This is a genomic window from Pseudomonas sp. 8O, assembly GCF_902506495.1.
Lineage (GTDB): Bacteria > Pseudomonadota > Gammaproteobacteria > Pseudomonadales > Pseudomonadaceae > Aquipseudomonas > Aquipseudomonas chaetocerotis.
Map to the genome: position 1 here is coordinate 2,115,849 of NZ_LR733264.1, position 22,690 is coordinate 2,138,538.

Genomic DNA, 22,690 nt, shown 5'->3' on the forward strand with positions numbered 1-22,690 from the left:
CTGGTCCGCCCTTTCCGGACGGAGCAGCGGCTATCGGAGTTTCTACCAAGGAGGGCAAATGTCCGACTACCTGATCGGGTTGAGAAACACCCCATCACAGGTCATGGCGCGACAGCGCATCGAAGCCATGATCGACCTGCGCAAGCTCTACACAGCTATCGATGCCGACCCCGCCATCTCCGGTGCTGGGGTGGTGTACATCGATGCCAATTTCAACGTGGTGACCCTGCGCGAGTTCACCCCGATCTGCAGCATCAGGCCCAAGCGCATCATCATTCGTGAAGCCCAGCGCAATGTATCGCCGCAGCAGTTCGTCCAGCAGGTGCAATCCAATCCGCGCGAATCGCGGCTGGTGGCCGAGAGCGTCAACACCAGCCTGGCCTGTGCCGGCGCGGTGCTGGGCTGGATCGCGATCATCGGCGGCACGGCCATCGTGCCGTTTACGGGTGGGGCGAGTCTGGTGATCACGACACTGGGCGTGGCGGCCGCATCGGCAAGCTCAGTGCAGTGTATGGCAGGTGCTGCGCGAGTCTATACCGAAGTGAACAACCCGGAAGCACTCGATAGGCTGGACAGCCAGCAGTGGTATCAGGACGTATCCACAGCACTGGATATCATTTCTCTGGGCGGCGTAGCCGGGGCCGGAGCAACGATCTTGCGTGTGATGAACATGCGCAGGGCCATGACAGGGCGAAGCTGGTACCAAAGCCTGAATGGACTGAGCCGTCAGGAACGACGACGGTTGACCAACGAGATTCTGGAGAATCGTAATCCAGCACTTACTCCCGCGCTGCGCAAAGCGCTGCAGCGTGGTGGCGAGCTTCCGAAACGCTTCAGCACCAGCGAAATCTCGTCGACATTGGCGATCAATATCAGAGATGCGCTGGGTGCCGGGATCGGTCTGCTCGGCAGCAACATGGTACAGACCTACGCTATTGGTCTTTACGAGGAGCTAGAGGAGTGAAGCAGGGACTCGATTTCCTCACGATACTGCGCCGCCATTTTCCGGTCTTCATCGCCGCATTCTTTCTGGCACTGTTTTCCCTGGCGATCAGTCAGATTCTGCTGCTGGAAGTCCACCCGCCCAGTCTGGATGACTATGGCATCTACATGATGCTGGGCAGTTGCGGGATGTCCTTGTACCTGTGCGCGGCCAACCTTCTGGTGATTCGCGGCCGCCCCTGGGCAGTATGGCTGATCGTCGCAGCTATGGCGGCCTGCATCCTCGTGGTCATCGGTCACTGGGGCAGACGCGCACCCGACCTGCTGTATTCCATCAGTCTGCTGCTGCCGTTGGCTACCCTGCTGACGCTCAACAGCAAGCGCTACCGCACCATGCTGACAGCCATGGTGGAAGTACGCGGTCAGCGCGCGGCGTGGCGTGAGCGCCACAGGAAGACTCGCCAACGCTAACTCAATCTGGTTGCAGACAAAGCGGGGTAGGGAGTAGCTAGCCATAGCCTGGCTACCGGAGTCCGAACACCCGTTAAAAATGAAAAGCCCCTGTCGATTCGCATCGACAGGGGCTTTTCATTTCACGCCCACTAGCATGACTGACTTGGCAACAGAGTAGCCATCAGAAGTCCAGGTTCGACACCGCCAGGGCATTGGACTCGATGAAGTCGCGGCGCGGCTCCACGGCATCGCCCATCAGGGTGTTGAAGATCTGGTCGGCGGCGATGGCGTCCTCGATGGTCACCTTGAGCATACGGCGCACTTCCGGGTCCATGGTGGTTTCCCACAGCTGATCCGGGTTCATCTCGCCGAGACCTTTGTATCGCTGGATGCTGTGACGCTTGGTGCTTTCGGTCATCAGCCAGTCCAGCGCTTCCTTGAAGGTGCTGACCGGCTTCTTGCGCTCGCCACGCTGCACGTAGGCGCCTTCTTCCAGCAGACTGTTCAACTGATCACCCAGGGTGGTGACCGTCTTGTAATCGTTGCTGGCGAAGAAGTCGCGGTTGAAGGTGGTGTAGCTGGACAGACCGTGCGATCTGACTTCCACTTCCGGTAGCCACAGGTGACGCTCGCGGTCTTCGCGCAGGCTGGCACTGTAGGTCTGGCCCGACTTCTCGGTAGTCTTCAGACGTGCAGCGAAGCCTTCCAGCCAGTTCTGCATGAAGGCCTGGTCAGCGAGCTGCTCCACCGAAATGCGGGGCAGATAGACGAAGTGCTCGGTGATGTCCTTGGGATAAACGCGCGACAGGCGATCCAGGGTCTTCATCACGCCACGGTAGTCGCCGACCAGCTTCTCCAACGCGCTGCCAGAAAGACCTGGGGCGTTCTCGTTAACGTGCAGGCTGGCGTCTTCCAGAGCCGACTGGGTCATGTATTCATCCATGGCCTCGTCGTCCTTGATGTACTGCTCCTGCTTGCCTTTCTTCACCTTGTACAACGGCGGCTGAGCGATATAGATGTAGCCACGCTCGACCAGCTCCGGCAACTGGCGGAAGAAGAAGGTCAGCAGCAGGGTACGAATGTGCGAACCGTCGACGTCAGCATCGGTCATGATGATGATGTTGTGGTAACGCAGCTTTTCGATGTTGTATTCATCACGACCGATACCGCAACCGAGCGCAGTGATCAGCGTGCCGACTTCCTGAGAGGAAATCATGCGGTCGAAGCGCGCGCGTTCGACGTTGAGGATCTTGCCCTTGAGCGGCAGGATAGCCTGGGTCTTGCGGTTACGGCCCTGCTTGGCAGAACCGCCCGCGGAGTCACCCTCCACGATGTAGAGTTCGGACAGCGCCGGGTCTTTTTCCTGACAGTCAGCCAGCTTGCCGGGGAGGCCGGCGATGTCCAGCGCACCTTTACGGCGAGTCATCTCACGCGCTTTACGGGCCGCTTCACGGGCACGAGCGGCATCGATCATCTTGCCGACCACGGCCTTGGCTTCGTTAGGGTTCTCCAACAGGAAGTCGGAGAAGTACTTGCCCATTTCCTGTTCGACCGCGGTTTTCACCTCGCTCGATACCAGTTTGTCCTTGGTCTGCGAGCTGAACTTCGGATCCGGCACCTTGACCGAGATGATCGCAGTCAAGCCTTCACGCGCATCGTCACCGGTGGTGGAAACCTTGAACTTCTTCGCCAGGCCTTCGGACTCGATGTAGTTGTTCAGATGGCGGGTGAGGGCAGAGCGGAAGCCGGCCAGGTGGGTACCGCCGTCACGCTGCGGAATATTGTTGGTAAAACACAGCAGATTCTCGTTGAAGCTGTCGTTCCACTGCAGGGCCACTTCGACACCAACACCGTCTTCTTCACGTTGGATGTTGAAATGGAACACCTGGTTGACCACTGTCTTGTTGGTGTTCAGGTACTCAACGAAGGCTTTCAGACCACCCTCGTACTTGAACAGCTCTTCCTTGCCGGTGCGTTCGTCACGCAGCAGGATACCCACGCCAGAGTTGAGGAAGGACAATTCGCGCAGGCGCTTGGCCAGGATGTCCCAGCTGAAATGGATATTGGCGAAGGTCTGTTCAGACGGTTTGAAGTGGATCTGCGTGCCGGTACCGTCGGTGTCACCGACAGCGGCCAGAGGCGCTTGCGGCACACCGTGGACGTAGGTCTGTTCCCAGATCTTGCCGCTACGGCGGATGGTCAGCACCAGCTCCTTGGAGAGGGCGTTCACCACCGAGACACCCACGCCGTGCAGGCCGCCGGATACCTTGTAGCTGTTGTCGTCGAACTTTCCGCCAGCGTGCAGCACGGTCATGATGACCTCGGCCGCCGAAACGCCTTCTTCCTTGTGCATATCGACCGGAATACCACGGCCATTGTCACGCACGCTGATCGACTCATCCGGGTGGATGGTGATGGTGATTTCGCTGCAGTAGCCTGCCAGCGCTTCGTCGATCGAGTTGTCGACCACCTCGAACACCATGTGGTGCAGACCACTACCATCGTCAGTGTCACCGATGTACATCCCGGGACGTTTGCGTACGGCATCCAGTCCTTTCAGCACCTTGATGCTGGAGGAGTCGTACGTTTGGTTCTCGCTCATGCCTTCACTCCCGATGGTCTTGGGTCTGGGTGATACGACCATGTTCCACGTGGAACATGGCAACCGGCGTATCCGTCTGCCAGCCTTCCTTCAACAATTCATGATCTACGCAGGTGATGAACACCTGGCAGCGCAAATCTTCCAGCAACCGGCACAATGCCTGACGATGCTGTTCATCCAGTTCCGACGGTAGGTCGTCCACCAGATAGATACATTGGCCACGCTTGGCTTCGTTGACCAGGTGACCCTGGGCAATGCGCAACGCGCACACCACCAGCTTCTGTTGCCCCCGCGATAGAATCTCTGCCGCGTTATGCCCCGCAAGTCGCAGACGCAAATCAGCGCGCTGCGGCCCGGCCTGGGTATGCCCGAGTTGCTGATCGCGGAGGAGGGATGTGGCGAGCACTTCACTCAGGTCACGATCCTTGTCCCACCCACGGTAGTAACTGAGGGTAAGCCCTTGCAACTCCAGCAGCTCGGCCAGGGTCCGTTCGAACACCGGTTTCAGCACCTGAATGTAGGCCCGTCGGTAGGTGTCGATTTCCTCGCTGGCACTGCACAGCTCGCGGTCCCATGCGGCCTGCGAAGCACCGTCAAGTGTACCATGGCGAAGCCACGAGTTCCGCTGCCGCAGGGCTTTCTGCAGCCGTTGCCAGGCGCCTAGAAAGCGATGTTCCACGTGGAACACGCCCCAGTCGAGAAACTGCCGGCGAATCTTCGGTGCCCCCTCCAGCAGGCGGAAGCTGTCCGGGTTGATCAGCTGTAGGGGCAACAGATCGGCCAACTGCGCAGCACTCCGCGCGTTCTGCCCATCGATACGGATCTGCAGCTCACCCTGACGATCGCGCGATATGCCCAGATTGCTGGAACCGCCTTCGGCCAACTGCACCTGACCGAAAATGGTACAGGCGGGCTGTTCGTAATGAATGACCGGTTGTAGGCGTGTGCTGCGGAAGGAGCGGGCGAGACCAAGCAGATGGATAGCCTCGAGCACGCTGGTTTTGCCGCTGCCGTTGGCGCCGTGGAGGATGTTGATGCGGGAGGAGGGGGAGAGGGTCACCGGGTGCAGATTGCGCACCGCGGTGACCGTGATACGGCTTAGGGACATTAAAGACGCATCGGCATGACAACGTAGGCAGAATCGTCGTTGTCGGCTTCCTGCAGCAGGGCACTGCTGTTGGAGTCGGAGAGAATCAGGCGCACCTGCTCGGTGCCCATCACGCCCAGCACATCCAGCAGATAGCTAACGTTGAAGCCAATCTCCAGGCCGCTGCCTGCATAGTCGACAACGATCTCTTCCTCGGCTTCTTCCTGCTCAGGGTTGTTGGCCTGAATCTTCAGCAGACCAGACGCCAGGGTCAGGCGAATACCACGGTACTTCTCGTTGGACAGAATCGCGGTGCGGCTGAACGCTTCACGCAGGCCCTGACGATCCGCCAGCACCAGCTTGTCACCACCACGCGGCAGCACGCGCTCGTAATCCGGGAACTTGCCGTCCACCAGTTTCGAGGTGAAGGTGAACTCGCCGGTGTTGGCGCGGATGTGGTGCTGACCGAGAACGATGGCAACTTCGGCGTCTTGCTCGGTGAGCAGACGAGCCAGTTCGAGAATACCCTTACGCGGCACGATTACCTGATGCTTGCCTTCCTGCTGGATGATCGCTTCCATCGAGCACATGGCCAGACGGTGACCGTCGGTGGCGACCGCACGCAACAGACCACTCTGTACTTCCAGGAGCATGCCGTTGAGGTAGTAGCGCACATCCTGCTGGGCCATGGCGAAGCTGGTGCGTTCGATCAAACGACGCAACTTGGCTTGCGGCAGGTTGAAAGTCAGCGAACCCGGACCTTCCTCGACGGTGGGGAAGTCGTTGGCCGGCAGAGTCGACAGGGTGAAACGACTGCGACCGGCCTTGACCAGCAGCTTCTGATCATCAACACGAATGTCGATCAGCGCGTCGCTGGGCAGGCTTTTGCAGATGTCCATCAACTTGCGCGCCGGCACAGTGATCTCACCCGGTTCGGCGGCATCTTCGAGTGTGACGCGGCCAACCAGTTCGACCTCGAGGTCGGTACCGGTAAGCGACAGCTGCTGGCCTTCGACCACCAGCAGCACGTTGGACAATACCGGCAGCGTCTGGCGTCGTTCCACGACACCGGCGACCAGTTGCAGGGGTTTCAACAGGGCTTCGCGTTGAATAGTGAAATGCATGGTCTAGTCCCTTGCCTCGTGGAGCTGCATTGATTTGATCAGGTTGTCAGGGTGCGCAGCAGGTTCTTGTAGTCCTCGCGGATGTCCGCGTCGGATCCCCTAAGTTCAGCAATCTTACGGCATGCGTGCAACACCGTGGTGTGATCGCGGCCGCCGAAGGCCACACCGATTTCCGGCAGGCTGTGATTGGTCAGTTCCTTCGATAATGCCATGGCCACCTGACGTGGCCGGGCGATCGAGCGCGACCGACGCTTGGAAAGCAGATCGGTGATCTTGATCTTGTAGTACTCGGCGGTGGTGCGCTGAATATTGTCGATGCTGACCAGCTTGTCCTGCAGGGCCAGCAGATCCTTGAGCGACTCGCGGATCAGTTCGATGGTGATGTCGCGGCCCATGAAGTGCGAGTGAGCGATCACGCGTTTCAGCGCGCCTTCCAGCTCACGCACGTTGGAGCGAATACGCTGGGCAATGAAGAACGCGGCATCGTGCGGCAGATCGACCTTGGCCTGGTCGGCCTTCTTCATCAGGATTGCCACGCGAGTTTCCAGTTCGGGCGGTTCGACCGCCACGGTCAGGCCCCAGCCGAAGCGCGACTTCAAGCGCTCTTCCAGACCTTCGATCTCTTTCGGGTAGCGGTCGCTGGTGAGGATCACCTGCTGCCCCCCTTCGAGCAGCGCGTTGAAGGTGTGGAAGAACTCCTCCTGGGAGCGCTCCTTCTTGGCGAAGAACTGGATGTCATCGATCAGCAGCGCATCGACCGAACGATAGAAGCGCTTGAATTCGTTGATGGCGTTGAGCTGCAACGCCTTGACCATGTCGGCGACGAATCGCTCGGAATGCAGGTAAACCACCTTGGCGTTAGGGTTCTTCGCCAGCAGGTGGTTACCCACGGCATGCATCAGGTGAGTCTTGCCCAGGCCGACGCCGCCATAAAGGAACAGCGGGTTGTAACCGTGCTTGGGGTTGTCCGCCACCTGCCAGGCGGCAGCGCGCGCCAACTGGTTCGACTTGCCCTCGACGAAGTTATCGAAGGTGAAAGTACGATTGAGGTAGCTGGTGTGCTTCAGGCCACCTTCGACCTGTACGGTACGTTCGGTGCGTGGCGCAACGGCTGGGGTCGGCGGTTGCGGCGCTGAGCCTGCCATGGAGTCGAAGCTGGCACGCGACGGCTCTTGCTGCGCCGGCGGCGGCACTGGCTTGCTGACGGCTGCTGCTGCCTGCACCTGAGCGGCACGTGCAGCAGCAGGCAACGGGGCCGTTGGCGCAACACGGGCAGTGGCTGCGCGTTTGCTGCCTATTAATAAGGAAAGCGCAGGTACCAGACCGCCGGCACGCTCACCGAGCAACTCAAGCAAACGGCTCAGGTATTTCTCGTTGACCCAGTCGAGTACGAAACGATTCGGCGCATACACGCGCAGCTCGTCGCCTTCGGCTTCGACCTGCAGAGGACGGATCCAGGTGTTGAATTGCTGGGCCGGCAACTCGTCGCGCAAAAGCTCGACGCATTGCTGCCATAGTTCCACTGACACTGACTATCCCCTATCCAGGCGGCGATGCAAAAAACAGCAGCCATTGTAACGGCCAACGACCGAGTTATCCACATAGCAGAGGGTAGATGGCCAAGTAAAATCAAAGCCTTAGTTCCATTCATCAGGCTTATCAGCCACCCCATAAGCCTTGTGGATAAGCACCCGATAAGCTTCTGTAAAACCTTGGGGATGAACGGTCGGATAACCACGCTGTGGGTAACCCGGCTTTCTATCCTCAGGCTATATGCAGGACACGCACAGACGAACCACGCCTTTTGGACAGACTTATCATCGCCGGATGAGCAAGCAGAACGCTGCCATCAGAGGGTTGTCCACAGACATTGGCAGCACCATTCAACATAAACATAGAAAAAGAGCTTTAAACCCTTTTCCTTCTTTCTATTTCTATCTGGTGAATAAGGCTGGTTGGAAATTGACCTACCGCGCGGCTTTCTCTAGAATTGCCGGTCTCTTAAAACCGGGGTCATACCGACCCTAGTCGATCACCCAGGTAACGCACCATGAAACGCACTTTCCAACCCAGCACCATCAAGCGCGCTCGCACCCACGGTTTCCGTGCCCGTATGGCCACCAAGAACGGCCGTGCCGTCCTGTCGCGTCGTCGCGCCAAGGGCCGCAAGCGTCTTGCTGTCTAATTAATCCAGACAGGTGGTGAGTCGAGGCTTCGGCCGGGAAAAGCGACTGCTGACTCCCCGGCAATTCAAGGCAGTCTTCGACTCCCCAAGCGGTAAAGCTCCGGGCAAAAGTGTCCTGTTGCTAGCGCGCGATAACCAGCTTGATCATCCCCGCCTAGGTTTGGTGATCGGCAAGAAGAGCGTCAAGCTCGCCGTCGAGCGCAACCGCATCAAGCGTCAAATCCGCGAGTCCTTTCGCCTCAATCAGGACAACCTGACAGGCTGGGACATCGTGGTGGTCGCCCGCAAAGGGCTAGGTGATCTGGAGAATGGCGAGCTCGCTCAGCAGTTCGGCAAACTCTGGAAACGCTTGGCCCGAAGCCGGCCCAGTCGCGACGCAGACTTATCCCCCGGGACAAGCGACAATCCCCATGCGTAAAGCGGCTCTAGCCTGTATACAGGTTTATCGCTACGCCATCAGTCCGCTGATGGCAAGTCATTGTCGCTTCTATCCCAGCTGCTCCTGCTATGCCTACGAAGCCATCGAGCAACATGGCTTCCTGCGTGGTGGCTGGCTGGCAGCACGCCGTCTTGGTCGCTGCCACCCCTGGAATGCCGGCGGTTTCGATCCGGTTCCACCCGTTAAAACATCCCGTTCCCCTTCGATGGCCGAATAATCATGGATATCCAACGTTCGATCCTGATCGTCGCCCTGGCAGTCGTGTCCTACCTCATGGTCCTGCAATGGAACGAGGACTATGGCCAGGCTGCCCTGCCAGCCGAGGTTAGTACCTCGACCGCTGCGACGCCTGCCCTGCCCGACACACCTGCTGCAACTGCCAGCGCCGGCGGCGACGACATCCCAACTGCCGTGGCCGAGCCGACTGCAGCTGCCGTTGCGCCTACCGCTGCTGCCAGTGACGAGCTGATTCGCGTCAAGACCGATGTGCTGGACCTGGCCATCGACCCGCGTGGTGGTGATGTCGTGCAACTGCGTCTACCGCAGTACCCGCGTCGTCAGGATCGCCCGGACGTGCCGTTCCAGCTGTTTGACAACGGCAACGAGCGTACCTACCTGGCGCAGAGCGGCCTGATTGGCCAGAACGCCCCGGACAAATCCAGCGGTCGTTCCCTGTGGAGCAGCGAGAAGCAGAGCTACGAACTGGCCGAAGGCCAGGACAGCCTGGTGGTCGATCTCACGTTCAGCGAGAACGGCGTCAACTACATCAAGCGCTACAGCTTCAAGCGCGGCCTCAATCCGCAATGCTCGGCGCGTGAGCAACAACTGAAGAAGCCTGGCTGCATCGATCCGTCCGCCTATCAGGTCGACGTGCGTTATCTGATCGACAACCAGAGCGAGCAAGCCTGGAGCGGCAACCTGTTCGCCCAGCTCAAGCGCGACAACAGCGGCGACCCGTCCTCGACCACCGCTACCGGCACCGCCACCTACCTCGGCGCCGCACTGTGGACCACCGAAGAGCCGTACAAGAAGGTATCGATGAAGGACATCGACAAACAGTCCTTCAAGGAAACCGTGCAGGGTGGCTGGGTCGCCTGGCTGCAGCACTACTTCGTCACCGCCTGGGTGCCGAACAAGGACAGCACCAATCTGGTACAGACTCGCAAGGACAGCCAGGGGAACTACATCGTCGGCTTCACTGGCCCGTCCATACAGGTCGCGGCCGGCGCTCAGGGCGAAACTGGCGCGATCCTCTACGCCGGTCCCAAGCTGCAGGAGCACCTGGGCACCCTGTCTCCGGGCCTGGAGCTGACCGTCGACTACGGCTTCCTGTGGTTCCTCGCGCAGCCGATCTTCTGGCTGCTGCAAGTGATCCATGGCGTACTCGGCAACTGGGGCTGGTCGATCATCTTCCTGACCATCATCATCAAGCTGATCTTCTTCCCGCTGTCTGCCGCCAGTTACCGCTCGATGGCGCGCATGCGTGCCGTATCACCGAAACTGCAGGCGCTGAAAGAGCAGCACGGTGACGATCGCCAGAAGATGTCCCAGGCGATGATGGAGCTGTACAAGAAAGAGAAGATCAACCCGCTGGGCGGCTGCCTGCCGATCCTGGTGCAGATGCCGGTCTTCCTCGCCCTGTACTGGGTGCTGCTGGAATCGGTCGAGATGCGTCAGGCGCCCTGGCTGCTGTGGATCACCGACCTGTCGATCAAGGATCCGTTCTTCATCCTGCCGATCATCATGGGCGCGACCATGTTCATCCAGCAGCAGCTCAACCCGACGCCGCCAGACCCCATGCAGGCCCGCGTGCTGAAGCTGATGCCGATCATCTTCACCTTCTTCTTCCTGTGGTTCCCTGCAGGTCTGGTGCTGTACTGGGTAGTCAACAACTGCCTGTCCATCGCCCAGCAGTGGTACATTACGCGCAAGATCGAAGCGGCAGCGAAACCGGCCAACGCCTGATTCGCCAAGGCTTCCAAGCATCAAGCAAACGCCCCATGATTGGGGCGTTTTGCTATCCAGGCATTTGTCGTAGGAGCGAGCTCTGCTCGCGAATCTCTGTATCCACAGGCTTTGCAAGCAGAGAACCAGGCTTCCCCTCGTTCCTATATTCAGTCGTACGCATCGAGTAAACCGCCATGAACCACGCCCGAGATACCATCGCCGCCGTCGCCACCGCCCAAGGTCGGGGTGGTGTGGGTATCGTGCGGGTATCTGGTCCTCTTGCGGGTCAATTGGCCCAGGCCATCTGCAGGCGCGAGTTGAAGCCACGCTTCGCTCATCACGGGCCGTTTTATGGCGAGAGCGAGATGACGCTGGACGAAGGTCTGGCCATCTACTTTCCCGGTCCCAATTCCTTCACGGGTGAAGACGTACTGGAACTTCAGGGCCATGGTGGCCCGGTGGTGCTCGATCTGCTGCTACGCCGCTGCATGGCATTGGGTGCACGCCTGGCACGCCCGGGAGAGTTCAGCGAGCGCGCCTTCCTCAACGACAAGCTCGACCTGGCTCAAGCCGAGGCCATCGCCGATCTGATCGAGGCCAGCTCCGAACAGGCTGCACGCAATGCGCTGCGTTCGCTGCAGGGCGAGTTCTCCAAACGGGTGCATGCACTGACCGAGTCTTTGATCCAGCTACGCATCTACGTCGAAGCCGCCATCGACTTCCCCGAGGAGGAGATCGACTTTCTCGCCGATGGCCATGTGCTAAGCCAGCTCGACAGCGTGCGTGCAAACTTATCCACAGTGCTGCGCGAAGCCGGCCAGGGCGCCTTGCTGCGCGACGGCATGACCGTGGTAATCGCCGGCCGGCCCAATGCCGGCAAATCCAGCCTGCTCAACGCACTGGCCGGGCGTGAAGCGGCCATCGTCACCGATATCGCCGGCACCACCCGCGACGTGCTGCGCGAACATATCCACATCGACGGCATGCCCCTGCATGTGGTCGACACCGCCGGCCTGCGTGACACTGACGACCAGGTCGAGCGCATCGGCGTGGAACGCGCGCTGAAGGCCATTAGCGAGGCTGATCGCGTGCTACTGGTGGTGGACTCCACAGCGCCGGAAGCGGCTGATCCTTTCGCCCTGTGGCCTGAGTTTCTGGAACAGCGCCCGGATCCGGCACACGTCACCCTGATCCGTAACAAGGCCGATCTCTCTGGTGAGGCAGTCACACTGCAAACCAGCGCCGATGGCCACGTCACCCTCAGCCTGTCAGCCAAATCCGCAGACGGCCTGGAACTGCTGCGCGAACACCTGAAAGCCTGCATGGGTTATCAACAGACCGCAGAGAGCGGCTTCAGCGCGCGACGCCGCCATCTCGAAGCACTGCATCAGGCCGAGCAGCACCTCGAGCACGGCCGCAACCAGCTCACCCTGATGGGCGCAGGTGAACTGCTGGCCGAGGATCTACGCATGGCCCAACAAGCGCTGGGTGAGATCACTGGCGCCTTCAGTAGCGACGACCTGCTGGGGCGCATCTTCTCCAGCTTCTGCATCGGTAAGTGAAGCCACATACTCAGGCGCTCTGCATTCACCATCCTCTTATCCACAGCTAGCCTGCAGGAGCGGATTTATCCGCGAAAAGAGCATAGGTCGCGTCATCAATCCTGCTCTTGCTGCCTTCCCGGATTTCATCCGGGCTACGAACTGCAGGCCAGACGCAGGCTGCGTCTCAGACTGGTACCGATGGCAATCGTCGGCTCGCCCAGCCCTCCTTACATAAGCTTGAGACCTATCAAGGGCTAACACGACACTGTGACAATGCCCGGTTTTCAGCCGAATTCCGGGCTCTCTGAAGATTTATTCATAGCGAAATAAACCCTGTGGAAAACCACACCTGAACCCTGCCCATAACCCTATGACAAAGCTGGGCGTAACTCCCCCTGTGGGTAACTGGCACTTTCATCCACAGTGGTTCAGCAGCTTTCTCAGTGGAACCGAGCAGGAATAACACAGGCTTATCATTCGCTGTACACCAGTAGCTGCATGGCTTAGAAAGCTTTATCCACAGAAAAGGTTCTCTCCATACATAAACATAAAGAACAAGCTTTATAAAAATTCTCTCTTTTCTATTCTTTATAAGCCTGAGCGCACTTTTCATCAGGATAGGGTCATCAGGTAAAGGCTCAAGCATAGAAGAACATAGCCAACCAGCTGGCTATTTTTTGTGCAGAAGGCTTCATTCAGCAGGCTGAAGCCCCTATACTTGCCGCCTTTCTGATCGGGCATGGCGCGAGCGCGCCCGAACGATGGAAGCCTTCGCAGCATGCCCGCCCTCATCCGGCGCTATGCGCCACCTTCTCCCCCAGGGAGAAGGGCATCATGGAGGGCGTCGCTACGCGACTTTCACGCTACAAAAGATCCCTTTCTCAACAGGCACGAGGTGCGTGGTGGATTTCCCTTCCCGTTTTGACGTGATCGTGATCGGCGGCGGTCATGCCGGTACCGAAGCAGCTCTGGCTGCAGCACGCATGGGCGTGAAGACCCTGCTGCTCACCCACAATGTCGAGACCCTAGGCCAGATGAGCTGCAACCCTGCCATCGGCGGGATCGGCAAGAGTCACCTGGTCAAGGAAATCGATGCCCTTGGCGGCGCCATGGCCATCGCTACCGACAAGGGCGGTATCCAGTTCCGTATTCTCAACAGCCGCAAAGGCCCAGCCGTACGTGCGACTCGCGCGCAGGCCGACCGCGTGCTGTACAAGGCCGCAGTACGCGAGATTCTGGAAAACCAGGCCAACCTGTGGATTTTTCAACAGGCTGCTGATGACCTGATTGTGGAAAACGCTCAAGTCAAGGGCGTGGTCACCCAGATGGGCCTCAGGTTCCACGCGGATTCCGTGGTGTTGACCACAGGCACCTTCCTCGGCGGACTTATCCACATTGGTCTGCAGAACTACTCTGGCGGCCGTGCCGGTGATCCACCTTCCATCGCCCTGGCGCATCGACTGCGTGAACTGCCACTGCGCGTCGGTCGCCTGAAGACCGGTACGCCGCCACGCATCGACGGTCGTTCGGTGGATTTCTCGGTGATGACCGAGCAGCCGGGCGACACCCCTACGCCGCTGATGTCCTTCCTCGGCAAGCGTGAACATCAACCGAAGCAGATCAGTTGCTGGATCACCCACACCAACGCGCGTACTCACGAGATCATCGCCGCCAACCTCGACCGCTCGCCGATGTACTCCGGTGTGATCGAAGGTGTAGGCCCGCGTTATTGCCCGTCGATCGAGGACAAGATCCATCGCTTCGCCGACAAGGACAGCCACCAGGTGTTCATCGAGCCGGAAGGCCTGACCACCCATGAGCTGTACCCCAACGGCATCTCCACTTCACTGCCGTTCGATGTGCAGCTGGAGATCGTGCGCAGCATCCGTGGCATGGAAAACGCCCACATCGTGCGCCCTGGATATGCCATCGAATACGACTACTTCGATCCGCGTGATCTCAAGTACAGCCTGGAAACCAAGGTCATCGGCGGGCTGTTCTTCGCTGGCCAGATCAACGGTACCACCGGCTACGAAGAAGCCGGCGCTCAGGGCCTGCTTGCCGGCTGCAACGCCGCGCTGCGCGCGCAGGGCAAGGAAGCCTGGTGCCCGCGTCGTGACGAAGCCTACATCGGCGTACTGGTCGATGACCTGATCACCCTGGGCACCCAGGAGCCGTACCGCATGTTCACCTCGCGTGCCGAATACCGGCTGATTCTGCGTGAGGACAACGCCGACCTGCGCCTGACCGAGAAAGGCCGCGAGCTGGGTCTGATCGACGACGAGCGTTGGGCGGCCTTCGAGGCCAAGCGTGAAGGTATCGTGCAGGAAGAACAGCGCCTGAAGAGCACCTGGGTGCGCCCAGGCACGCCGCAAGGCGATGCCATCGCCGCGCGTTTCGGTACGCCGCTGGCCCACGAATACAACCTGCTCAACCTGCTGGCTCGCCCGGAGATCGATTACGCCACGCTGGTCGAACTGACCGACGCGCCGGTTGTGGATAACCAGGTGGCCGAGCAGGTAGAGATCAAGACCAAGTACGCCGGCTACATCGACCGCCAACAGGACGAGATCGCCAAGCTGCGGGCCAGTGAGGACACCAAACTGCCGGATGACCTGGACTATGCCTCGATCTCCGGGCTGTCCAAGGAAATCCAGTTCAAGCTCGGCAGCACCCGCCCAGCCACGCTTGGCCAGGCTTCACGGATACCGGGGGTCACCCCGGCGGCGATTTCCCTGCTGCTGATTCACCTGAAAAAACGCAGCGCCGGACAGAAGCTGGAGCAAAGCGCCTGATGTCGGTCACTCATCGTCACGCCGAAGAACTGATCCAGGGTGCCCGCGAGCTTGGTATCGAACTCAGCGCGCAGCAGCAGGAACAACTGCTCGCCTACCTGGGCCTGCTGATCAAGTGGAACAAGGCTTACAACCTCACTGCGGTGCGCGACCCCGACGAGATGGTTTCGCGCCATCTGCTCGACAGCCTGTCGGTGGTGCCGTTCGTGGCCGAGCTTGGGGATAACTGGCTGGACGTCGGCAGCGGCGGCGGCATGCCCGGTGTTCCGCTGGCAATCATGTTCCCCGAGCGGCGTTTCACCCTGCTCGACTCCAACGGCAAGAAAACCCGTTTTCTGGTGCAGGTGAAACTGGAGCTGAAACTCGCCAACCTCGAGGTTGTCCACAACCGGGTCGAAGCGTATCGCCCCGAGCAGCCGTTCGACGGTATCAGCTCGCGGGCGTTCAGCAGCCTGGAAGACTTCAGCAACTGGACACGTCACCTCGGCAGCGTCGACACCTTCTGGCTGGCGATGAAAGGCGTGCACCCGGATGACGAGTTGCAAGCTCTGCCGACCGACTTCCGTCTCAGTGCCACGCATGTGTTGCGGGTTCCCGGTTGCCAAGGCCAGCGCCATCTGTTGATACTGCGTCGCTCGGTCTAAGGGGAAAGAAGATGGCCAAGGTATTCGCGATCGCCAATCAGAAAGGCGGCGTGGGCAAAACCACGACGTGCATCAACCTGGCCGCCTCTCTGGTAGCGACCAAACGCCGTGTGCTGCTCATCGATCTGGACCCGCAGGGCAACGCGACCATGGGCAGCGGTGTCGACAAGCATGGACTCGAACACTCGATCTACGACGTACTGATCGGCGAATGCGACCTGAGCCAGGCCATGCAGTTCTCCGAACACGGCGGCTACCAACTGCTGCCGGCCAACCGCGATCTGACTGCCGCCGAAGTCGCCCTGTTGGAAATGAAGATGAAGGAGAGTCGCCTGCGTTATGCCTTGGCGCCGATCCGCGAGAACTACGATTACATCCTCATCGACTGCCCACCGTCTCTGAGCATGCTGACCATCAATGCCCTGGTCGCTGCCGATGGTGTGATCATCCCCATGCAGTGCGAGTACTACGCGCTCGAGGGCCTTTCCGATCTGGTCAACAGCATCCAGCGCATCGCCCAGCTGCTCAATCCCAAGCTGCAGATCGAAGGTCTGCTGCGCACCATGTATGACCCGCGTATCAGCCTGACCAACGACGTCACGGCTCAGCTCAAGCAGCACTTCGGTGACAAGCTGTATGACGTCGTGATACCGCGCAACGTACGGCTGGCCGAAGCACCGAGCTTCGGTATGCCGGCGCTGGTCTACGACAAACAATCCCGTGGTGCCATCGCCTACCTGGCCTTGGCCGGCGAGCTGGTGCGCCGTCAGCGTGCCGCCGCGAAAACCGCTACCGCTTAAGGAACATCCGCATGGCTGCGAAGAAACGAGGTCTGGGTCGAGGTCTGGACGCACTGCTCGGCGGCAACACCGTCAATGCATTGCAGGAAGAGGCCGCTCAGGTCGACACGCGTGAACTGCAATACGTGCCGCTGGAGCTGATCCAGCGTGGCAAGTACCAGCCGCGCCGTGACATGGACCAGACCGCTCTGGAAGAGCTCGCTGCCTCCATTCGTGCCCAGGGCGTGATGCAGCCCATCGTCCTGCGCCCCATCGGTGGTGGACGTTTCGAGATCGTCGCCGGTGAACGACGCTGGCGTGCCAGCCAGCTGGCCGGTCAGGACAAGATTCCGGCCATGGTCCGTGAACTGCCGGATGAAGCCGCCATCGCCATGGCGCTGATCGAGAACATCCAGCGCGAAGACCTCAACCCGATCGAGGAAGCCGTGGCCCTGCAGCGTCTGCAGCAGGAATTCGAGCTGACCCAGCAACAGGTCGCCGATGCGGTGGGCAAATCCCGCGTCACCATCACCAACCTGCTGCGCCTGATCGCCCTGCCGGAAGAGATCAAGACCCTGCTTTCCCATGGCGACCTGGAGATGGGGCATGCCCGTGCACTGCTCGGTTTACCCCTCGAACAGCAGGTTGAAGCTGCGCGACATGTTGTCGCACGTGGCCTGACCGTTCGTCAGACCGAAGCCCTGGTGCGCCAGTGGCTCAGCGCCAAACCAGCCCCGGTCAAGGCCAAGGCAGACCCGGACATCAGTCGCCTGGAGCAGAAGCTCGCAGAGCGTCTGGGCTCGCCCGTGCAGATCAAGCACGGCAGCAAGGGCAAAGGGCAGTTGGTGATTCGCTACAACTCCCTCGATGAATTGCAGGGTGTACTGGCGCACATTCGTTGAAACAATTCAGTCTGTAGTCCTACTTCTCTCCTACTACAGCACGGTTGATCAGGCGCAGGCTGAACCCTATACTCCCCGCGCAATTTTGTCGGCTACGGGCCGAGATTCGGCGCCTTGCAGGGAGAAGTCGATGGGCATCCCCAGTAAGGTCCCGTTTCATCGTCAGCCAGGTTTTCCGATCCTGATTCTTCAGGCCATCGTGACGGCTGTGATCGCAGTTATTTTTGCCGTCAGTGGTGGATGGGTCGCGGCCTATTCGGCACTGCTGGGGGGGCTGATAGCCCTGCTGGCCAACGCGTATTTTGCATTCAAGGCCTTTCGTTATTTTGGCGCGCGTTCGGCCCGAGCCATCGTCCAGTCGATCTGGGCCGGGGCAATGGGTAAATGGATTATCACGGCAGTGCTGTTTGCACTGGCGTTCGTAGGGGTTGAACCACTTGCACCGATGCAGCTGTTCATCGGTTATCTGCTAGGCCTTCTGGCTGCAGCCTGTGCCCCCCTACTCATGAAAGTTTTCTGAAGCATTGGACCGTTTGAGGCGTTTATGGCTGATACCCCAGCAGAATATATCCAGCATCACCTGCAGAACCTGGTCTACGGCTCTCATCCGGATAAGGGCTGGATCATTGCCCAGACCCCGGAAGAGGTTAAAGCGATGGGCTTCTGGGCTGTCCATTTGGACACTCTGGGCTGGTCCCTGTTCATGGGCCTGATCTTCATCACCCTGTTCCGCATCGCCGCCAAGCGAGCCGTTACCGGTGTGCCGACCGGCCTGCAGAACATGGCCGAGATGTGCATCGAGTTCGTCCAGGGCATCGTCAAGGACACCTTCCACGGCAAGAACCCGCTGGTTGCGCCGCTGGCGCTGACCATTTTCATCTGGGTGTTCCTGATGAACAGCCTGAAGTGGATTCCGGTCGACTACATTCCTGGCCTGGCGCATGCCATGGGCCTGCCGTACTTCAAGATCGTCCCTACCGCCGACCCTAACGGTACCTTCGGTATCTCCCTGGGCGTGTTCCTGCTGATCATCTTCTACAGCATCAAGGTCAAGGGCATCGGTGGCTTTACCAAGGAACTGTCGTTCACCCCGTTCAATCACTGGGCGCTGATTCCTTTCAACCTGTTCCTGGAAATCATCGGCCTGCTGACCAAGCCGCTGAGCCTGGCCCTGCGTCTGTTCGGCAACATGTATGCCGGTGAAGTGGTGTTTATCCTGATCGCGCTGCTGCCCTTCTACGTTCAGTGGGGTCTCAACGTGCCATGGGCTATCTTCCACATCCTGGTCATTCCGCTGCAGGCGTTCATTTTCATGGTGCTGACCGTGGTTTATCTGAGTGCTGCGCACGAAGATCACCACTGATCGACATCGAAAAACCCGAAAACCCCTAACTCGTAACCTTAACCTCTAAAAACTCTGGAGCTAACTATGGAACTCGTCTACATCGCCGCTGCCATCATGATCGGTCTGGGTGCCCTGGGTACCGGTATCGGCTTCGCCCTGCTGGGCGGCAAGCTGCTGGAATCCACCGCTCGCCAGCCTGAGCTGGGCCCGCAGCTGCAAACCAAGACCTTCCTGATGGCCGGTCTGCTCGACGCCGTTCCGATGATCGGTGTTGGTATCGCGATGTACCTGATCTTCGTTGTCGCGGGTTAAGAGTTCCTGAGTTCGAGGCAGCAGGTGATTGCTGCCTCTTCAGGCTTTTCTTCCCTGAACACGAGATAGCACGAGGTAAATCGCTGTGAACATTAACCTGACCCTGTTCGGTCAAACGATTTCCTTCGCTATTTTCGTCTGGTTTTGCATGAAGTTCGTATGGCCGCCGCTGACGCTGGCCATGCAGGAACGCCAGAAGAAAATCGCAGAAGGTCTGGATGCTGCCGGGCGCGCTGAGCGCGATCTGCAGTTGGCCCAGGAACGCGCTGCCCAGATGCTTCGTGAAACCAAAGAGCAAGCTGCCGAGATTCTCGATCGGGCGAACAAGACCGCCAACGCAATCGTCGAAGAAGCCAAGGCCCAGGCCCGCTCTGAAGGTGAAAAGCTGATTGTTGGCGCCAAAGCCGAAATCGATCTGGAAGTGAACCGTGCCAAGGATCAACTGCGTGCACAGGTAGCAGCTCTGGCTGTCACCGGCGCCGAGCAGATCCTGCAGTCCTCCGTGGACGGCGCTGCGCACAACGATCTGGTCGCAAAACTGGCCTCTCAACTCTAAGCGAGGCTCGCGATGATCAATACCAACACGCTCGCTCGGCCCTACGCGAAAGCTGCGTTTGAGTTTGCCAGTGCTGCACAGCAGGCCGATGCCTGGCTGAACATGCTGTCGCTGTCCGCGGCTGCGGTTCAAGCGCCGGCCATGGCTCAGCAGTTGGTCAACCCGGCGTTGACCGATGAGCAGAAAGTCAATGTACTGGCGCAGCTCTGTGCCGGTCACATCGACGCTTCGTTCAGCAACTTCCTGCGCTCGCTGGGCAGCAACGACCGACTGTCGCTGCTCCCGGTGGTACGCGAACAATTCGCTGTGCTGAAGGCTGAAGCCGAACGCGCCCTCGATGTCGAGGTCGAGTCGGCTTTCGAGCTCAGTGCTGAGCAATTGCAAACTCTGGCTGCCGCCCTTTCCAAGCGGCTCGATCGCACCGTCCAGCCCACGCCCGTGGTCAATCCCGCCCTTATCGGTGGTGTTGTCATTCGTGCAGGTGACCTGGTCATCGACGGTTCGGTCCGCGGCAAGCTGAACAAGCTGGCCGAAGCGTTGAAATCCTGATTTGAGGGAACTGGCATGCAGCAATTGAATCCTTCCGAAATTAGCGAAATCATCAAGCAGCGCATTGAGTCGCTTGATGTATCCGCTCAAGCCCGTAATGAAGGCACCATCGTCAGCGTTTCCGACGGTATCGTGCGCATCTACGGCCTCGCCGACGTCATGTACGGTGAGATGATCGAATTCCCTGGTGGCGTGTACGGCATGGCCCTGAACCTGGAGCAAGACTCCGTAGGTGCCGTAGTACTGGGTGGTTACCTGACCCTCGCCGAAGGCATGAGCGCCAAGTGCACCGGTCGCATCCTGGAAGTTCCGGTTGGTCCGGAGCTGCTGGGTCGTGTGGTTGACGCACTGGGCAACCCGATCGATGGCAAAGGCCCGATCAACGCCGCCGCTACTGACGCCGTTGAAAAGGTTGCGCCGGGCGTGATCTGGCGTAAGTCGGTCGACCAGCCGGTGCAGACCGGTTACAAGTCGGTCGATGCCATGATCCCGGTAGGCCGTGGCCAGCGTGAGCTGATCATCGGTGACCGTCAGATCGGTAAGACTGCTCTGGCCGTCGACGCCATCATCAACCAGAAAGACAGCGGCATCCGTTGCGTCTACGTCGCCATTGGTCAGAAGCAATCGACCATCGCCAACGTGGTACGCAAGCTGGAAGAAGCTGGCGCGCTGGCCAACACCATCGTGGTTGCAGCTTCGGCTTCCGAATCCGCTGCCCTGCAGTTCCTCGCACCGTACTCCGGTTGCACCATGGGCGAATACTTCCGCGACCGCGGTGAAGATGCCCTGATCGTGTACGACGACCTGTCCAAGCAGGCCGTTGCCTACCGTCAGATCTCCCTGCTGCTGCGCCGTCCGCCAGGCCGTGAAGCCTACCCGGGCGACGTGTTCTATCTCCACAGCCGTCTGCTGGAGCGCGCTTCCCGCGTTTCCGAAGAGTACGTCGAGAAGTTCACCAATGGCGCCGTGAAGGGCAAGACCGGTTCCCTGACCGCTCTGCCGATCATCGAAACCCAGGCCGGTGACGTTTCCGCGTTCGTTCCGACCAACGTGATCTCGATCACCGACGGTCAGATCTTCCTGGAATCGGCCATGTTCAACTCGGGTATCCGTCCGGCCGTCAACGCCGGTATCTCGGTATCCCGTGTGGGTGGCGCGGCTCAGACCAAGATCATCAAGAAGCTTTCCGGTGGTATCCGTACCGCTCTGGCTCAGTACCGTGAACTGGCGGCATTCGCCCAGTTCGCTTCTGACCTGGACGAAGCCACCCGCAAGCAGCTCGAGCATGGTCAGCGCGTAACCGAGCTGATGAAGCAGAAGCAGTATGCGCCGATGTCCATTGCCGAAATGTCGGTGTCCCTGTACGCAGCCGAGCGTGGCTTCCTGCAGGACGTCGAAGTCGCCAAGATCATCAGCTTCGAGCAGGCCCTGATCGCCTTCTTCAAGCGTGATCACGCCGACCTGATGGCGAAGATCAACGAGAAGGGTGACTTCAACGACGAAATCGACGCTGGCCTGAAAGCCGGTATCGAGAAGTTCAAGGCCACCCAAACCTGGTAACCGCAGCGGGGGCTTCGGCCCCCGCCTGCTTGAACCAAAAGGTGTGAAATGGCAGGCGCAAAAGAGATTCGCAGCAAGATTGCGAGCATCAAAAGCACGCAAAAGATCACCAGCGCCATGGAAAAAGTGGCGGTCAGCAAAATGCGCAAGGCTCAACAGCGCATGGCTGCCGGTCGCCCCTACGCTGAGCGTATTCGTCAGGTGATCGGTCACCTGGCCAAGGCGAACCCGGAATACCGCCACTCGTTCATGGTGGAGCGTGATGTAAAGCGCGTCGGTTATATCGTGGTGACCTCGGACCGTGGTCTGTGTGGTGGCTTGAACATCAACCTGTTCAAGGCGCTGCTCAGAAGCCTGAAGGAATGGCGCGACCAGAAGGTCGAGGCTGATTTCTGCGTGGTAGGCAGCAAGGGCGCGAGCTTCTTCCGCAGCAACGGGGGCAACGTGGTTGCCGCCATCAGCAAGCTGGGTGAAGAGCCGTCCATCAACGACCTGATCGGTAGCGTCAAGGTCGTGCTGGATGCCTACGCTGAGGGCCGTATCGACCGTCTGTATCTGGTGTCGAACAAGTTCGTCAACACCATGACGCAGAAGCCGGAAGTGCAGCAGTTGCTGCCGCTGGCCGCGAGCGATGCGCAAGGCGTACAGAAAGGTCTGTGGGACTACGTGTACGAGCCGGACGCCCAGCAACTGCTGGATGCGCTGCTGGTACGTTACGTCGAGTCGCAGGTCTATCAGTCCGTGGTCGAGAACAGCGCGTGCGAACAGGCTGCGCGGATGATCGCGATGAAGAACGCAACCGACAACGCCGGTGATCTCATCAAAGACCTGCAGCTGGTTTACAACAAGGCACGTCAGGCAGCGATCACCCAGGAAATTTCGGAAATCGTCGGCGGCGCTGCCGCGGTTTAAGAACGGTTCAAAT

Annotated in this window: 22 protein-coding genes; 18 read left to right on the forward strand and 4 right to left on the reverse strand. The window is 59.5% G+C overall.

The annotated features are described in order from the left end of the window. Positions 1–58: 58 nt before the first annotated feature. Positions 59–964: an NAD synthetase gene (locus GV002_RS12545; protein ID WP_160018686.1), complete on the forward strand. Its 906-nt coding sequence runs from the start codon at positions 59–61 to the stop codon at positions 962–964. Beyond that, positions 961–1,413, forward strand: a complete 453-nt coding sequence (locus tag GV002_RS12550) for a hypothetical protein (RefSeq protein WP_160018687.1) — start codon at positions 961–963, stop codon at positions 1,411–1,413. The genes GV002_RS12545 and GV002_RS12550 overlap by 4 nt, the downstream gene beginning before the upstream one ends. A gap of 163 nt (positions 1,414–1,576) precedes the next feature. Here the strand turns inward: GV002_RS12550 and gyrB are convergent, their stop codons facing one another. From gyrB to dnaA, 4 genes are read right to left on the reverse strand one after another with little or no spacing between them, the layout of a single operon-like run. Further along, positions 1,577–3,997, reverse strand: coding sequence for a DNA topoisomerase (ATP-hydrolyzing) subunit B (gyrB, locus tag GV002_RS12555; RefSeq protein WP_160018688.1), 2,421 nt, complete (start codon positions 3,995–3,997; stop codon positions 1,577–1,579). 4 nt (positions 3,998–4,001) lie between these two features. Continuing rightward, positions 4,002–5,105, reverse strand: a complete 1,104-nt coding sequence (gene recF, locus GV002_RS12560) for a DNA replication/repair protein RecF (RefSeq protein ID WP_160018689.1) — start codon at positions 5,103–5,105, stop codon at positions 4,002–4,004. After that, positions 5,105–6,208: a DNA polymerase III subunit beta gene (gene dnaN / locus GV002_RS12565; RefSeq protein ID WP_160018690.1), complete on the reverse strand. Its 1,104-nt coding sequence runs from the start codon at positions 6,206–6,208 to the stop codon at positions 5,105–5,107. The genes recF and dnaN overlap by 1 nt, the downstream gene beginning before the upstream one ends. 38 nt (positions 6,209–6,246) lie before the next feature. Further along, positions 6,247–7,737, reverse strand: coding sequence for a chromosomal replication initiator protein DnaA (gene dnaA / locus GV002_RS12570; protein ID WP_160018691.1), 1,491 nt, complete (start codon positions 7,735–7,737; stop codon positions 6,247–6,249). Between the two features lie 521 nt (positions 7,738–8,258). On the opposite strand from dnaA, the gene rpmH reads away from it, so the two are divergent. The 16 genes from rpmH to atpG all read left to right on the forward strand — a co-directional run bounded on the left by rpmH (position 8,259) and on the right by atpG (position 22,677). Then, on the forward strand, positions 8,259–8,393 hold the full coding sequence (gene rpmH / locus GV002_RS12575; protein ID WP_002551315.1) for a 50S ribosomal protein L34: 135 nt from the start codon (positions 8,259–8,261) through the stop codon (positions 8,391–8,393). A 13-nt stretch (positions 8,394–8,406) separates the two neighbouring features. Beyond that, positions 8,407–8,811 carry a ribonuclease P protein component gene (gene rnpA, locus GV002_RS12580; RefSeq protein WP_036994791.1) on the forward strand — a complete coding sequence of 135 codons (405 nt, stop codon included), beginning with the start codon at positions 8,407–8,409 and terminating at the stop codon, positions 8,809–8,811. Continuing rightward, positions 8,804–9,049 (forward strand): membrane protein insertion efficiency factor YidD, encoded by a 246-nt coding sequence (gene yidD / locus GV002_RS12585; RefSeq protein ID WP_013717990.1) that lies wholly within the window; start codon positions 8,804–8,806, stop codon positions 9,047–9,049. The genes rnpA and yidD overlap by 8 nt, the downstream gene beginning before the upstream one ends. Before the next feature lie 2 nt (positions 9,050–9,051). Then, positions 9,052–10,797 carry a membrane protein insertase YidC gene (gene yidC / locus GV002_RS12590; protein WP_104729444.1) on the forward strand — a complete coding sequence of 582 codons (1,746 nt, stop codon included), beginning with the start codon at positions 9,052–9,054 and terminating at the stop codon, positions 10,795–10,797. A gap of 176 nt (positions 10,798–10,973) precedes the next feature. Beyond that, positions 10,974–12,341 (forward strand): tRNA uridine-5-carboxymethylaminomethyl(34) synthesis GTPase MnmE, encoded by a 1,368-nt coding sequence (gene mnmE, locus GV002_RS12595; RefSeq protein WP_160018692.1) that lies wholly within the window; start codon positions 10,974–10,976, stop codon positions 12,339–12,341. A gap of 884 nt (positions 12,342–13,225) precedes the next feature. Then, on the forward strand, positions 13,226–15,118 hold the full coding sequence (gene mnmG, locus GV002_RS12600) for a tRNA uridine-5-carboxymethylaminomethyl(34) synthesis enzyme MnmG (RefSeq protein WP_160018693.1): 1,893 nt from the start codon (positions 13,226–13,228) through the stop codon (positions 15,116–15,118). After that, complete coding sequence (gene rsmG / locus GV002_RS12605) at positions 15,118–15,762, forward strand: 16S rRNA (guanine(527)-N(7))-methyltransferase RsmG (protein ID WP_160018694.1); 645 nt, start codon at positions 15,118–15,120, stop codon at positions 15,760–15,762. The genes mnmG and rsmG overlap by 1 nt, the downstream gene beginning before the upstream one ends. An 11-nt stretch (positions 15,763–15,773) precedes the next feature. After that, a complete protein-coding gene (locus GV002_RS12610; RefSeq protein WP_074677179.1) occupies positions 15,774–16,562 on the forward strand; it encodes a ParA family protein in 789 nt (262 codons plus the stop codon). A gap of 11 nt (positions 16,563–16,573) precedes the next feature. Then, complete coding sequence (locus GV002_RS12615; protein WP_160018695.1) at positions 16,574–17,443, forward strand: ParB/RepB/Spo0J family partition protein; 870 nt, start codon at positions 16,574–16,576, stop codon at positions 17,441–17,443. A 130-nt stretch (positions 17,444–17,573) separates the two neighbouring features. Next, positions 17,574–17,963, forward strand: coding sequence for a F0F1 ATP synthase subunit I (locus GV002_RS12620; RefSeq protein ID WP_045733559.1), 390 nt, complete (start codon positions 17,574–17,576; stop codon positions 17,961–17,963). 24 nt (positions 17,964–17,987) lie between these two features. Continuing rightward, complete coding sequence (gene atpB, locus GV002_RS12625; RefSeq protein ID WP_160018696.1) at positions 17,988–18,806, forward strand: F0F1 ATP synthase subunit A; 819 nt, start codon at positions 17,988–17,990, stop codon at positions 18,804–18,806. Positions 18,807–18,860: 54 nt separating this feature from the next. After that, the gene (gene atpE, locus GV002_RS12630) at positions 18,861–19,100 is read left to right on the forward strand and encodes a F0F1 ATP synthase subunit C (RefSeq protein ID WP_224490516.1); all 240 of its coding nucleotides are present in this window, start codon (positions 18,861–18,863) and stop codon (positions 19,098–19,100) included. An 85-nt stretch (positions 19,101–19,185) separates the two neighbouring features. Next, a complete protein-coding gene (locus GV002_RS12635; RefSeq protein ID WP_160018697.1) occupies positions 19,186–19,656 on the forward strand; it encodes a F0F1 ATP synthase subunit B in 471 nt (156 codons plus the stop codon). Between the two features lie 12 nt (positions 19,657–19,668). Beyond that, entirely contained in the window at positions 19,669–20,205 is a 537-nt protein-coding gene (locus GV002_RS12640; RefSeq protein WP_074677173.1) for a F0F1 ATP synthase subunit delta, read from the forward strand. Positions 20,206–20,220: 15 nt separating this feature from the next. After that, positions 20,221–21,765: a F0F1 ATP synthase subunit alpha gene (atpA, locus tag GV002_RS12645; protein ID WP_021487437.1), complete on the forward strand. Its 1,545-nt coding sequence runs from the start codon at positions 20,221–20,223 to the stop codon at positions 21,763–21,765. Between the two features lie 48 nt (positions 21,766–21,813). Further along, positions 21,814–22,677, forward strand: coding sequence for a F0F1 ATP synthase subunit gamma (gene atpG / locus GV002_RS12650; RefSeq protein WP_099525062.1), 864 nt, complete (start codon positions 21,814–21,816; stop codon positions 22,675–22,677). The last annotated feature ends 13 nt before the right edge of the window (positions 22,678–22,690 follow it).